The sequence below is a fragment of the Cohnella sp. GbtcB17 genome (assembly GCF_019091135.1).
Classification (GTDB): domain Bacteria; phylum Bacillota; class Bacilli; order Paenibacillales; family Paenibacillaceae; genus Cohnella.
Window position 1 is genome coordinate 195,220 of record NZ_JAGXJW010000003.1, and the last position, 14,216, is coordinate 209,435.

6 protein-coding genes are annotated in these 14,216 nt (G+C 58.6%); 1 reads left to right on the forward strand and 5 read right to left on the reverse strand.

All coding sequences use genetic code 11. The annotated features are described in order from the left end of the window. Positions 1–4: 4 nt before the first annotated feature. The 5 genes from KVT38_RS02435 to allC form a co-directional block, all read right to left on the reverse strand. Positions 5–8,416 (reverse strand): S-layer homology domain-containing protein, encoded by an 8,412-nt coding sequence (locus tag KVT38_RS02435; protein ID WP_217592099.1) that lies wholly within the window; start codon positions 8,414–8,416, stop codon positions 5–7. A gap of 248 nt (positions 8,417–8,664) precedes the next feature. Continuing rightward, positions 8,665–9,207 (reverse strand): chromate efflux transporter ChrA, encoded by a 543-nt coding sequence (gene chrA / locus KVT38_RS02440; protein WP_217592100.1) that lies wholly within the window; start codon positions 9,205–9,207, stop codon positions 8,665–8,667. Next, positions 9,204–9,788, reverse strand: a complete 585-nt coding sequence (chrB, locus tag KVT38_RS02445) for a chromate efflux transporter ChrB (protein WP_368859043.1) — start codon at positions 9,786–9,788, stop codon at positions 9,204–9,206. Before chrB ends, chrA begins: the two co-directional genes overlap by 4 nt. Positions 9,789–9,806: 18 nt before the next feature. Further along, positions 9,807–11,036: a pyridoxal-phosphate-dependent aminotransferase family protein gene (locus tag KVT38_RS02450; protein ID WP_217592101.1), complete on the reverse strand. Its 1,230-nt coding sequence runs from the start codon at positions 11,034–11,036 to the stop codon at positions 9,807–9,809. Next, positions 11,037–12,284 carry an allantoate deiminase gene (gene allC, locus KVT38_RS02455; RefSeq protein ID WP_217592102.1) on the reverse strand — a complete coding sequence of 416 codons (1,248 nt, stop codon included), beginning with the start codon at positions 12,282–12,284 and terminating at the stop codon, positions 11,037–11,039. Between the two features lie 195 nt (positions 12,285–12,479). On the opposite strand from allC, the gene KVT38_RS02460 reads away from it, so the two are divergent. Beyond that, entirely contained in the window at positions 12,480–14,117 is a 1,638-nt protein-coding gene (locus tag KVT38_RS02460; protein ID WP_217592103.1) for a PucR family transcriptional regulator, read from the forward strand. The last annotated feature ends 99 nt before the right edge of the window (positions 14,118–14,216 follow it).

A 14,216-nucleotide genomic window follows, 5' to 3' on the forward strand; every position in this document is an offset into this window, starting at 1 on the left:
CGGCTTACCACTTATAAGACTTGCAGCCTTTGGCCTTCAGGGCCAGCTCGGGTTTACTCGGCGTGAAAAGATCGAGAATATTTTTGCCCAGATTCTCTTCCTTTCCTTTCACCGAAAATTTCTCTAACGGATTGAACAGGTCGGTCTTGAATGGCCCCGCTTCGAATTTTCCGATCGGCTCGACCTCCAAGCACCCGCCTTCCCATCGATCCTTCAGCTTGACGCCGACCGTCAGGGCCAACGGTCCTTTGACGATTTTGGCGGTCGCTTCGACCGACAATCCGTCTGCGGTCAAGCCCTCGAGCGGCGCAATATCCAGACCGCCCCCTACGCCAAAGCCTGCCTCCAGGCAGGAGGAAAAACCTTCGTTGTTAATACAAACGCGCCCGCCCCCGCCGATTCCGTCATAGGCGGTTGCCCCGATGCACATGGTCCCGCACGGATCGCGGTACTGCACCGGATTGTTGTTGACATAGGCATACAGATTCGCCTGGCCGCTCTCGAACAGAATTGGATCGCGCGCCGTCCACCTGCCCGACAGCGTATCAAGATCCCGCGCACCGAACCTTACAAGTCCCGTGCCCCTGTCCTCCAATCCGCCCGCATATCCGATCGCCAGCGCGAAGCCCGGATTCGAATCCGACAGCACGCCGCCATAACTGTCGTACTTCAGCCGCTTGACGACCTTCCCCTGAACGTCCAGCACCTGCTGCGGCGTCCCGACGCCGTCCGTGATCACATAATAGCGTACGTTGCCCCGCTCCAGCCCGATTAGCAGGCCGTCTTCGTCGTACAGATAATTCGTCAGCTCCCCGTTTTCGTTCACCGTGCTCGTCACCAGCTGCAGCGAGGTCGGGTCTCCGTAAAAATACTGGGTTGAATGCCCGGCGCCATCCTCGCGGTACGTTTGTCTGCCCAGCGCGTCGTACGCATAACTGTAAGTTACGCCGCTTACCGACGCTGTCAGCAGCTCCCCGCGAGCGCCGTACTTGAACGTGTCCGCGCCGCGCTGACGAAGATAGCCGTCTTCGTCGAAGCTGTACGCCGTACCGCCCACAGCCGTCAGTACGTCATGCGAGCCGTAGCTGCTAGCCATCCGTTCCGAACCCGTTACTTCGCGGACGATCCGGTTTTTGTTCGCATCGTATTCATACGTCTCCGCCGTCGCGCCTTCCGGACCGCTGCGCTGCGCATTCGTCAGCTGTCCGTCCAGATCGAACGTATAGACGGTCGTCTCCGTGCCTTCCGGCGTCGTCACCGTCAAGCGCGTGATGTTGCCGCTCAAATCGTATTCAGGCGCGATGCGGTAGACTTCCCTACCAGCCAGCGTATAGATCCGCTCCTTCTGCCGGCCCAGCTCGTCGTAGGTCTGCGTCACCTGCAGCTTGCCGTCGTTCATCCCCGCTACGCTTCCGTTCGGGCCGGTTCGGTCGAACGTGAACGGTCCGTACTTGACAAGCCGGCCCATGTCGTCCCTGCGCATATCGGTTGTCACGTTAGCCGTCTGCGACACGCCATAGACCATTCTGGTCACGGAAGTCTGGATCTTGGTCAGATTGGCCAATACGTCGTACGAGTAATCGTAAACGCCTTTTGCCTTGCCCGTGATCGTCTGCCTGCTCACCAGATCGCCGACATACGCGAACTCGTTGGTTTGCGGCAGCGATCCGGGGATTTGACCGACGCTTTCCAGTTTTTTCGCCCGGTCTGTATTGTCCGCATATTCGAACGTGCGCAGGATATCCGCATCGTTCATGCCGGCAATCCGCTTGCCGCCTCCTGTATCGTAGACATAGTCGATCTGACGGCCGCCGCGCAGCGTCGACCGCTCCAATTTGCCGCCGTCGCCATGCGCCAGGCTGATCCAATCCGGCCCTTCCGCGGACGCAAATCCATCAAACTGGCCCAGTTCATTGTAGCTTTGCCGGTAAGTCGTGCCGTCCGGCATCGTCAGACCGGTCAACTGCCCCAGCTCGTCGTACGAGCTGCCGTATACTTTGCCGCCCGGCGTCGTCGAGGAGATCAACCGGTCGGCTTCGTCATAAGCGAACGACCTTGTCCGTCCGGCCGCATCCGTCAATGCGGTGAGCCGATTCCGTTCGTCGTACGTATACTTGGCGAGCTGTTCCCCTTGCGTTGACTGGGCCAGCCGTCCTTTCTCGTCGTACGTGTATACGATTGGAGCAAGCTGCTGCCCTGGCCATTCCACCTGTACGACCCGGCCGTATTCATCGTAGGTGAAAACCTGCTTCAACCCGTCAGGCCCCGTCTCGGTCAATTGCCGCGTCGCCGCTTCGTACTTCGACTCGGTTACGGAAGTCCCCGTTTTGTTCGTATGCGTCAACGATTTCAAGCTGCCGTCCTCATTCCACTCCACCGCGCGGGATTCGTTGAAGGTCGCCTTCTTCCCGTCAGGCTGCGTCAGCGTCGCTTCCTTCATGACCGGGACATCCATATCCCAGCGCGGATCGCCCGTCATCGTCTTCGTCATGACGCTTCCGTCCGGAAGCTCGATCCGTTCGCTGCCCGGCCGTACCGCAGCGACCAGACGCGTGCCGTCCGGACCGGTCGTCGTCCGCTGCACGCCGCCTTCGATCCGCTTCGTCTCGTACACGGTCGCACGGCCCTCCGCATCGGTAAAGGTGACGATCGTCCCGTCGGCCGTGTCGGCGCGGCTCAGCGTCTGCACGCCTCCCGCCCCGTTCTCGGCACGAATCAGCAGTCCGTCTTCGTCATAAGCGTAGGTACTGGTCTGCTCCAGCGGATCGACGAAGGTTTGCAGCAGTCCGCCGGCATCGTACGTCATCCGATACGTTTCTCCGGCCGGACTTGTCACCGCAACCAGACGCCCTTGCTCATCCGTCGTCAGCTCCGTCCGCTGCCCGCCGGCTCCGATAATCGCCAACGGCTTGCCTGCGCTATCCCGTTCGATCGACATCTCGTTGCCGCTCCGGTCGGTAACTCGCACCAGACGGCCTTCCTCGTCATAATCCAGCTTGGTCAATACAGCACCCGTCAAGGCGTCCGTCGTTTGCGCATGCGTTTGGTCTCCGGCCTCGAACTCGTAGACGACCTGGCCGCCTTCGTCGGGCGTCTCAAGCAGGCTATCAGCCTCTTTCACCAGAAAATAGCCGACCCGATCATTCTGTGTTTCAACTACACGTCCGCCGTCGGCGGTAACGGCCGTCAGGTTAAACTTTTGCGTCGCCTGGTCCATGACCCATGACGGAGTCTCCAGCTTCTCCATAAGTCCGTCCTGCGCAACACGGTAAACGTCCCTGCCTCCGGCTCTGAAATAAAGCCGGTCCTGCGCGTCCAGGAAAAGCCTGCTAAGTCCGCCCGCATAGTAACTCGAAAGGAAGAAAAACTCGGCTTCCGTCGCCTTCATGCCATGAGCGGCCGGCCTGCTCCCAGGCTCATCGAGCAACACGCCCGCCACCCGGGACAAGGTGCCGTCCGGGCTTAGCTTGCGTATCCGCGTGAACGCGCGATAGTCGCCAAACAACGTAGCCGCATTCGTATCTGTCATATACAGAGAGCCGTCGCTGCCCATCCGGATCTGCTCCACCGCGCCGATCCCCGCCTTGTCGCCGGGACCGCTATCCTTGCCTTTGGCCGTATGATCCCCCAGCGTCTGGAGGATGCCGTCCGGACCGATCTTGTACAGGGTGGTTCGGTACGGAACCAAGTTTTGATCGCCCGGTCGAGTCGGGTAGGACGTGAAGTAGACGGAACCGTCCATACCCGCAGCCAGCTCGATGATGCCTGGCAGCGGTACGTTCTTCGCCTCCGCGCCGTCCGGCAACGGGGCTTGCGGACCTCCTCTGCCCGTGCCCGCTATAACCTCCCAGTCGGTCTGCCTCTTCGTTTTGCGAAGCAGCTGGTATTTATCAGGATTGTAGCAATAGATCGTCCCTTGCGCGTCAACCGCGATGACGTTCCAGTTGGACAGCGGAACATCCGCCACCTTGACGACTTTTCCGCTCGGATCGAGACCTAAAATCACTTTGCTCCGAGTGAAGAAGTTGACTGCGGCATAATAGATCCACCCGTCCATGCCGGTTGTCATTGTACCGTATTCTATGGTATGCCCTTCGAACGAGAAGTCCACTTCGCCACGCATCGACCTGGTCTTGGTCTGTGTCGTGCCGTCTCCCAGCAGCAGTCTCTTCGAGCCGTCATCGTAAATATGATGCGGATCAAGACTCCAGCCTGCAACGCCGGCGGATGCGTATGGATTCCGCGGACTCTCCAGCGCTCCGTGCCATTCCTGGCCCACGCTGACCTCGGAGGTGTCTCTCATCTGCCCGTATACGGAGGATGGAGCGGCCGAGATCCGGCCGAAGCTGCGCTCGAATTCGCCGTTTGACGGATAATACTGAGCCTTGTACACATAATCGACGCGGACCGTGTAAGGATGAGAGCCCGTCAGCTCGCGGCCGTAAGCGTCCTTGCCGTCCCACTCGAACGTATACGTCTTGTTCGGAGACGGGGCGAAGCTCGCCCGGTGCAGCTTGCCGCCGATCTGGATGCTCACGTTCATCCTCCGCAGCGAAGCCGGCAGCGGCTCGCCGTCGCTCACCGGAATTTCCAGCGTCGACTTCGCCTTGTAGCCTTCCTCCCGCTCGCTCATGTAGTTCAGCATATACGGCGTTCCTGCGATCGGAATCTGCTGTCCCAACGTCTGATTCTGGCAGCCGATGATCGAGCCCTTCTTCTTGCACGGATCGTCTTCCTTCTTGCGCTTCTCCCAGGGCTCCCGATCCGGCGGCGATTCGGCGTCTCCCGGAGGTCCGTACGGCCAGTTGTGGTCATATGGCGTGAAATGGGTGATCGGCACCCGCCACAGCGTTTTCCCCGGTTCATACAGCTCCGCGAGCTTGCGCAGCTCCTCCTCCGTCACGCCCAGCTTCGCCAACTGCTCCTCGCCGTCCGCCTCGCCGTCTCCGTCCGCATCGATCCCGGCCAGGCCGTTCTTCACCGAGACGATCTCGATCACCTTGCCGTTCGGCGCCGCGATCCATTGCCCTTTCTCCCGGTCATAGTATGCATTCGGCACCGCTTCCCCGACCGGGAAGCCAATGAAGTTGTCCAGGTAATGGTACACCTCCCGGTCGAAGGTCACCTCCGTCGCTCCCGCCTGCACCGCTTCGTCCGCCGACAGCTCCACCGCATACGTATACGCCACGTACGGCGGCAGCTCGCCCGGCATCGCCTTCGGTCCTTCCGGACCGGCCGTATACTCCGTCGAGCGGAAGCTGATGCTCGGCAACGGCTGCTGGGTCCCGTCCGGCAGCCTCATCGTCGCCGTCGTCCCCACCGGGAACAGCACCGTCGACTGGCGGGTTCCATCCTCATCCGTTACCGGCGTACCCTGCGCTGCCTGGATCTCCGTGCTGTCCTCCAGCTGCACCTGCGTCACCTTGCTGTCGTACGCCGTCAGCACGACGTCTTCCAGATGCTCGTAATCTCCCGGCGTCGCCTGCTTTTTCCGCTGCACGGTCATATATCCGTCCTTCTCGTATTGCAACGTCCAAATGCCGTCGCCGTTCACGGCCAGGTCGAACATCCCGTCCGCCCGGCTCAGCGTCTGCCCCCATTCCGGATGGTCCAACACTGTGATGCGTACGCCGCCGACCGGCGCCTGGGCCGTGTCCAGTACGCGCCCTCTCAGCACGCCTGCGCGCTCCGCTTCGATCGCGCCCGGCTGCACGCCCGTCTGAATCGGATTCGGTCCCGTGTACAGGAAGTCCGTCATCTCCTGGAAGCTCGCCTGGCCCGAGGCCGGCAGCTCCGTCGCTACGCTGCCCGGATCGGGCGGCAGATTGCTGCCGTCACCGGTCGGCGTCGCTTGCACCGCGCCCGACTTGGCCGACTCGTTGCCGCTCTCGTCGTAGGCCGATACGGCCAGCTCATAAGCGATGCCGCCCGTCAGGCCGGTCGCCGTGTAAGAGGCAGTTTTTCCGGCTTCAAGTGCCGCGCCCCACGAGCTTGCCCCTACCGCCCGAACGTAGACCCGGTAGCCAGCCAGATCGTCCTCCCCGTTCGCCGTCCAGTTCAGCGCGATCCGTCCTTCTCCCGCGCCGGCCGTCAGCCCGGCCGGCACGGCCGGCGGCGTCGTGTCCGGCTGCTCTTCTTCAAGCGGCGTCGCGCTGACGATCGCCGACATGTGAGAGCTATTGCCGCTCGTGTCGTACGCCGCAATGGCGAGCTCGTACGTCCGGTCATGCCAGACGTCAAGGACTGTATACGTCGTGTCCAGGCCGACGTCGACGCCTCCGCTCCACGTTTGGCTTCCCTGTACGCGGCTGTAGATCCGATAGCTGTCCAGATCGGCTTCGGTGTTGGCCGTCCAGCTCAGTTCAATTTTACGGACGCCCGGCTCTGCCTTCAGCCCGCTCGGCACGGCCGGAGGGTCACGATCCTGCGTCTGATCGTCCCGCGGCGTTTCGCGCCTCGTCTGGGATTTGGCCGACTCGTTGCCGCTCGCATCGTAGGCGGTCACGGCAAAATCGTACGTCGTGCCGTTCGTCAGTCCGGTAATCGTATATCCGCTCTCGCGTCCAGGCTTGTCGAATTGGCTCCAGGCCGCTCCGTCGGACACGCGCCAGTAGATTCGGTAGCCGGCCAGATCTTCCTCTGAACTCATATCCCAGGTCAGGATTACTTTGCCGTCCCCCGCCTCTGTCCTCACCCCGCCCGGAACCGCAGGCGGCGTCACGTCCGGCGGCGGAACGCCAGCTTTAGGCTTCGCCCTAACGAGCTCCGACCTCGCGGACGCATTGCCGCTTTTGTCGTAGGCCGCTACCGCGAATTCGTAGGTCCGGCCGTTCGTCAGCCCTTTCGCCGTATACGACACGGATACGCCCGCATCGGCCTGGATGGTCCATGCCTCGGTCCCTTCCTCGCGCCCGTAGATCCGGTAGCCGGCCAAGTCGCTCTCCGCGTTCGCCGTCCAGGCCAGCGCGATCAGGCCGTCTCCGGGCTCCGCTCTCAGTCCGCTCGGCACCGCGGGCGGCGTCACATCCGGCGTTTGCGTGCCGCCTCCACCTCCGCCGCCCCCACCGCTTGGCACTCCTCCGTTCAGGCGAAGCATGCCCAGATCCAGCTTGGCTCCCGCCTTGGGGGCCGTGTAGCTCCCCGGTGCGTCCGTTCGGACGCATTTGCAGCTGTCCGACTTCGCCGCCTCGCTGTCCAGCAAGGCCAGCGCCTGCTTCGCCTGCTCGGTCTGCAGCAGCTCCGGCTCGGCCGTCCCCGCCTTCGCGGCCGCTTCGCGGATGCTCTCGTCCGCGATATACGACAGCTGGTACGTACGCTCCGGCTCGACATATGCGGTGAAGGAACCGTCGGCCCTCGTGATCGCATAATAAGTCGGATTGGTCGTAAACGCCAGCACAATGCCGCCCGCCGCCTTGCCGTCGTCCCCCGTCAGCTTGCCTTCCAGCACGGCTGCCTTGCTTGCGACCAGATCATAAGCGGGCGTACCCGGCATCCAATCCACGCTTCGGAAGCCGGCGACGCCGTCGCTTGTCGCATAGATATCGTACGACCCGCTCTCCCACGCTCCAGGCAGCTCAAAGCTGCCTTGCGCATCCGTCCGCCCCGCGGCGAGCTGAGCCCGCTTGCCCTTTGCGTGAACGCGCACGAGCGCATGGGCCAGCGGCTGCCCTTCGTCCGACTTGACTGCAACTGTCAGCGGAGCCGCCTGGTCCGGACCTTTCAGCAGCTTCAAGGTGCGATGGAGCGCCACCGCCGCTTCCGCGCGGGTGAGGCTCTTCTCGCCGCGGAATGCGCCGTCCTCATAGCCTCGAACAATGCCGGCCTCATGCAGAGCCGAGATCGCCGGAGCCGCCCAGGCCGGAATCCGGCCGCTGTCGGTGAATTCGACCGCCCGTTCAGCCTTCCGGCCCGTCAGCCGTCCCAGCATGACAGCCGTCTCCTGGCGGTTCAAGAGCGCCTGCGGCCGGAAGGCGCCGGTCGCATCCCCCTGCACCAGCCCGAGACGCGCCGCCTTTTTCACGTCCTCCGCAAACCATTCATCCTTGACATCGGTAAAAATCGCTTCCTGCGACTGATCGCCTTCGACCAGCCCGTTCTTCGGCAGCTGGGCCAGCAGCCGGTTCAGCATCACGGTGAACTCCGCCCGGGTCACGGCCCGGTCCGGCCGGAAGGTTCCGTCTTCATAGCCGCTCACTACGCCCGCGTCCGCCAGCTCCTCAACCTCGGCCGAAGCCCACGCGGGCAAGCTGTCGCTCCATCCCGCAGTGCCGCTGCCTGCGCTTTCGCCGCCGCTCGCGCTTTCCATGCTCCCCGGCCCCGCCGCAGTCTCCACAGCGCCCGCCGGCACGAGCGGCTGCACGACAAGCACCGCTGTCAGGAGCAGCGGCGTACACCGTTTGATCAGCTTCCTAACCATTTCCGAGCCTCCTCACCCCAACTGTTTGACATAGTATAGCGGCCGCCCCCCCCCGCGCGTAAGCATCCATCCGACTAGACGCGTCACTGGAATTGTCACCCATTGTTGTCACCCCCTATGACAGGCTGCGTCATATTCGTCCCGGACGCCCGCCTATGCGCCTAAAAACAAACCAGCCGCCGCTCCTCCCATTAGGGGAGAAACGGCGGCCGGTTTGTTTTTGGCCATGGCGCTAGAGTGCCTCCCATTCATTTAATATGAGGGAGTATAAGCCCGCCGTAAGCAAACGCAGCTACGATAAGCAAAGCAGGGTGCACCTTCCACTTGACCAGTGCCAGAAAAGAAAGGAGCGCAATCCCAAGAGATTGCCAAATGCCCAGAGAGGCGATCGAATCCTCCCCCATTTTCCAGGTCAGCACCAACATCATTACCGCGATGACAGGCTGCACAAATAAAGTCATCCCTTTGACGACGACCGATTGCCGATGCCGCTGAATGACTTTCAAAATCAAAATAAGGGCAACCGCGGATGGAAAGACGGCAGCGAACAACGCAAGGAACAAACCGGTCCATCCGTAAACATGGTACCCCACATAGGCTGCAATTTTAGTTGCTATTGGCCCCGGCAGCGCATTCCCGAGCGCGAGCATATTGGAAAATTCGCCGTTCGTCAGCCAGCGATAATGATTCACCACCTCTTCGTACATCAGAGGGATCGATGCAGGGCCTCCGCCGTAGCCGAGAACGTTCGCCATAAAGAAACCCAGAAGGATGCTTATCCAGATCGTCATGCGGACGTCCCCTTATTTTTCGTCTTCAGACGAGCCATTTTATTTTTTAATGGAAAATGGCTAGCGCCGTAGGCCAGGAATATTAAAATGACGATAGCCGGATGAACGGATATCGTTTGCAGCAGGAGAAAGGCTGCGACAAAAAGCAGGCAGCCCGCCAGCTTGCCCAACCCTTTCACCGCCTTCTCGGCAAATTCATAGGCCATCTGACCGAGCATGACCGCAATAACAGGCGTGACGGCAGCGATCATGTCGGCAACTGTATTGGAGTAATCGACTACATTAACAAGCGCGAGCAGCGCGACCATGGCCAGGCATGTCGGCAAAATATGCGCGACCACGCCGACGATCGCCCCGACCGCCCCCTTCAGTTTATATCCTAAATACGCGGCCATTTTGGTGGCGATCGGACCAGGCAGCGCGTTGGCAATCGCCAACGTTTCTCCGAATTCATCGTCCTCCAGCCAGCGATAACGGGAAACCGCCTCGTAGCGGATGAGCGGGATTACGGAAGGACCGCCGCCAAACCCGAATATTCCGGTTCGCAGCATGCCGATGATCAGCTCTTTAAAGGCGCCCACGCTTATCTCCTCCTGTTCTCAAGCTTGCGCATGATAAATATCCAATGCCGCTTGAACAGCCCGACCGGCCTGAAGGGAAGCTCCATGTCGCAGAAGTACTGCTTCAAGCGCCGCCAGGACGTGGAGCACGTTTTTCTTTCGGCAGCTGTATCCCATCGTACCGATTCTCCAGATTTTACCCTTCAGCGGACCGAAGGAGCTCGCGATTTCAATATCAAAATCATTCAGCAGCATGGCACGGACAGATTCGCCGTCAATCCCTTCCGGAATGGCAATGCAGGTAACGACCGGGAGCTTGCAAGCCGGATTCCCGTATATGTCCAGCCCCATCGCCCCGATGCCGTGAACGAGCGCTTTTTCGTGCAGCCGGTGCCTGTCGATCCGATTTTCCAAGCCCTCCTCCAAAACAATGCGCAGCCCTTCGCGCAGCGCATAAAGCATCGAAGTCGCTTCTGTATGATGATTTAAGCGGGCGGGGCCCCAATAGTCCATCAATTGGCTCAGATCGAAGTAGTTCGTTCGAATGGCCCGCGCATGGGCGCTCTTTGGCGAACCCGGATCGACCAGTCCTCGTTCGATTTTTTTTCGTTCCAGAAGAAGCGCCTCTACGCGCGAATTGAAGGTGATCGGCGCCATGCCGGCCGGTACGGACAAGCATTTTTGCGTACCGCCGATGGCGGCGTCGATTTTCCATTCGTCCACCCTTACATCGGCTCCCCCGATGGAGGCGACCGCATCGACTACAAAAAGAATGTCGCGTTCGCGGCAAGCTTCGCCGATTTCTTTCAGAGGCTGCATGCATCCCGTAGACGTTTCCCCATGAACCACAGCGACGATTTTGGGTTTGACGCGATCGATGGCACGGAGGATCGCCTCCGGTTGAAAAACAGTTCCCCATGACGTTTCGATGTTATGAACTTCCGCGCCGTACCGTTCCGCGATCTCGGAAAGAAGATGTCCGAACCTGCCGTAAATAGGAATCAGCACCCGGTCTCCCGGCTCGACGATACTCGCCAATACCGCTTCGATTCCGGCGCGCGACGTTCCGTCGACCGGAAACGCCCAACGGTTTTTCGTCCGGAACAGCTCGCGGATCATCTCCATCGTTTCATTCATGAGCGTGGTGAACTCGGGATCGAATTGTCCCAGGATCGGCGCTGCCATCGCGCGGAGCACGCGGGGCTCCGCCTCCACAGGACCGGGCGTCATAATGGTTCGCGTCGATGGATTGAGGTCTCTGTATTTCATTTATTTCGCCTCCTTTTCGTAGCCCAGCTCGTATAGCAATTGAATCAGGACGCGCACGCCCGCCGCCAAGTCTTTTTCTGCCGTATATTCGGCGGGATGGTGGCTGAGCCCCCGATGACTCGGCACAAAAATCAATGAAGAAGGGTACTGTCCGGCCATAATTTGCGCATCGTGCCCCGCGCCGCTTGGCATCCGCTTATAAGAAAGACCTTGCTCCCGACAGATCGCTTCAATCCGGCGAGCGAGCGCTGCATCCATGTCTATCGGACGCGCATCCAGTTGTTTTTCAACCTGCAGCCGCAAGCCGCGATTCCGGGCAATCGTATCGCATGCTGCGATCGAAGCTTCGCAGAAAGCGTCCAACGCATCGCCTTGCGGATGCCGGATATCCAGCGTGAAGGTCGTTTTGTTCGGGATTACGTTGGATACGTTCGGTTCCGCTTCGATCTTCCCCGCCGTGGCGACCAGCGGCGCACCGACCCGGTCTGCAGCATCCATGATCGCGACGATCATTTCGCTCGCTCCCCGCAAAGCGTCGGCCCGCCAGGCCATCGGTGTCGTCCCTGCATGGTTCGCTTCCCCGATGCACGAAATGCTGTAGCGTTTTTGTCCTACGATCTGTTCGACAATGCCGATCGGTATGGACTCACGCTCCAGAATGGCGCCTTGTTCGATGTGAAGCTCAATGAACGATACAATATCTTCTCTCCGGGGGTTCCGGTATCGCCCCAGACCGAAGCCGGCCTCGTTCATCGCCTCCACGAAGGAAATCCCCTTTTCATCGCGGATCTGCTTGATTTTATGGAACGGGGCTGTGCCCGTAATATTGGTCGATCCCCAGAAGGTGAGCGGGAACCGGCTGCCTTCCTCCTCGCACAACGACACCATTTCAATATTCCGCGCGGGAGGCCCATAGTTTTCTTTTAAATAACGCAGCGCCAATAAACCTGCGACAATTCCGAATGCGCCGTCGTATTTTCCGCCGCGCTTGACCGTATCGACATGCGATCCGGTTAGAATCGTCCCTTCCTCAGCATCCGCCGAAGCCAATCTGCCGTATAAATTCCCCGCCTCGTCGTAATAGGTGTCCAGTCCGTTTTCTTTCATTTTTTGCTCCAATGCCTGCTGAGCCTCCGCCCAGGAGGCTGTATATAATAGCCGTGTCACTCCGCCTGCCGGATCAGCGCCGTAAGCCGCCAGCCAATGCACCCATTCTTCGACCTGCTGCTGGAGAACCGGTATGTTCATCCGAGAGCCCCTTTCCATATCGCTTTGTTGACGCTGCGGGAGAATTCACTTGAAAGATAATCCCCATTGTAGTGAATCCTTTTTCAGAAGTCATTGTATGCTTTGAATAAAATATAGCTATATATTCATGCGCGTTGTACAATCGGATATATTCATTCAGGGGAAACCTATCCTGCACAGTGGGGGGACACGGTTATGAAAATGGCGGAAGTCATGCATATGCCTCTTCTCAAGCATGCCAAAATCGCCGCAGGTCAGCTCGGTATGAACAGAAGCGTAGCAAGCGTCAATATGATGGATGCGCCCGATATTATCCATTATTTGAAGCCGAATGAATTATTGCTGACGACCGCTTATGCCATTAAGGAATCGCCGAACGACCTGCTGGAATTAGTGCGGCAGATGGCCGACAAGCAATGTGCCGGACTCGGCATCAAAACCAAACGCTTTATCTCCGAGATTCCCGCCTCCGTCCGTCAATTGGCCGATGAATTGAACTTCCCGATCGTTGAAATCCCGCTCGATTCTCCGTTAGGCGAATTGACTACTCAAATTCTCAGCTATATTTTAGAAAAGCGCACCGACGAATTACGTTACGCGCTGGAAACCCACCAAGCCTTTTCCCGAATCGTCATGGAGGGGAAAGGGATGACCGGCGTGATGAACAGCTTAAGCACGTTAATTCAGCACCCGGTCCTTCTTATCGACCACTGGGGACAGGTGACGGTACAATCGCGCTCCCCCCATCCGATCTCCCAACAAAAAAAGAAGACGTTATCCGACCTCTCGAAGTCGATTCGCACGAATGGCGCCCGCTATTTCTCGCTGTTGGCCGACCAAGAACCAGTGAGCGCATTTCCCATTGAAATCTATCGACAGCGTCAAGGATTTATACTCGTTCTCGGGGCGATGCTGGACGATCCCTTTTCCGTGTTAGCCGTCGAACAAGCGGCCAATGTGGCGCGGTTTGAGTTTATGAAGCAGTATGCGTTGGAAGAAAGCTCGAGACGGATTAAAAACGAGTTTTTTGCGGATTTTCTGGATGAACAGATCACTTCGGATGAGGAAATCATCAATCGCGGAAAGTACTACGGCCTTCAAAAAAGGCAAGCTTACAAATGTATCGTAGCGGGAATCGACGATAGCACGGAAATTTACAGCAAGAAGTTTGTGGGCCAGGAAGACTCCTTTAATCAGTTCAAGGATCAAATCTACGAGTATCTGGACGATCGGTTTACCCGCTTAAAAAAGCCGTACATACTGTTTACGAAAGCCCATCAATTTGTGATGCTGCTTCCGGTCGAGGACGCACATGCAGAACCGGAATCCGAGGAGCAGGACTGGAACGGGATCTTGCGGAGCATTCAAGATCGGCTTTATGAGGATCTGGAGGTAAGCCTGTCATTTGGCGTGGGCAATTATGCCGAACAATTAACGGATATTCCGGCATGCTTCCATAAAGCGCTGGAATCGTTGCGGTCCGGCTACGAATCCAGGAAAAAACGATTTGTTCAATCCTATCGCGTTAAGGAACTGGCCGAATTGCTGCGGATGATTCCGCACAAAAATTTAAAGCAATTTTACGACAATACGCTCAAAGGTCTGGCCGATTCGAACGACAGGGAAGATATGAATTTAATTCAAACGATCGCCGTTTATATGGAGAACAACTGTCTGATCTCGGAGACGGCGAAGCAGCTTTATATTCATCGAAACACCGTGTCCTATCGGTTGAACAAGTGCGAGGAGATTCTCGGCAGAAGCTTGAAGGATCCGAATGAAGTGTTGAAATTAAGGGTCGCGCTCATGGTTCGCACCCTGTTGAAGACGTAAGCTAAGCCATCCGATTATTCAAAGTGCATAATAGATCGACTCATCTTTATTTGTCATGTCCAATGACTTCCTCATTCGCAACCACTAATATACCTTCTA

Bases quoted from the DNA above. Each gene is read 5' to 3' on its own strand.
- allC (WP_217592102.1), bottom strand. From the start codon at position 12,284: ATGAACATACCGGTTCTCCAGCAGCAGGTCGAAGAATGGGTGCATTGG.
- KVT38_RS02460 (WP_217592103.1), top strand. From the start codon at position 12,480: ATGAAAATGGCGGAAGTCATGCATATGCCTCTTCTCAAGCATGCCAAA.
- chrA (WP_217592100.1), bottom strand. From the start codon at position 9,207: ATGACGATCTGGATAAGCATCCTTCTGGGTTTCTTTATGGCGAACGTT.
- KVT38_RS02450 (WP_217592101.1), bottom strand. From the start codon at position 11,036: ATGAAATACAGAGACCTCAATCCATCGACGCGAACCATTATGACGCCC.
- KVT38_RS02435 (WP_217592099.1), bottom strand. From the start codon at position 8,416: ATGGTTAGGAAGCTGATCAAACGGTGTACGCCGCTGCTCCTGACAGCG.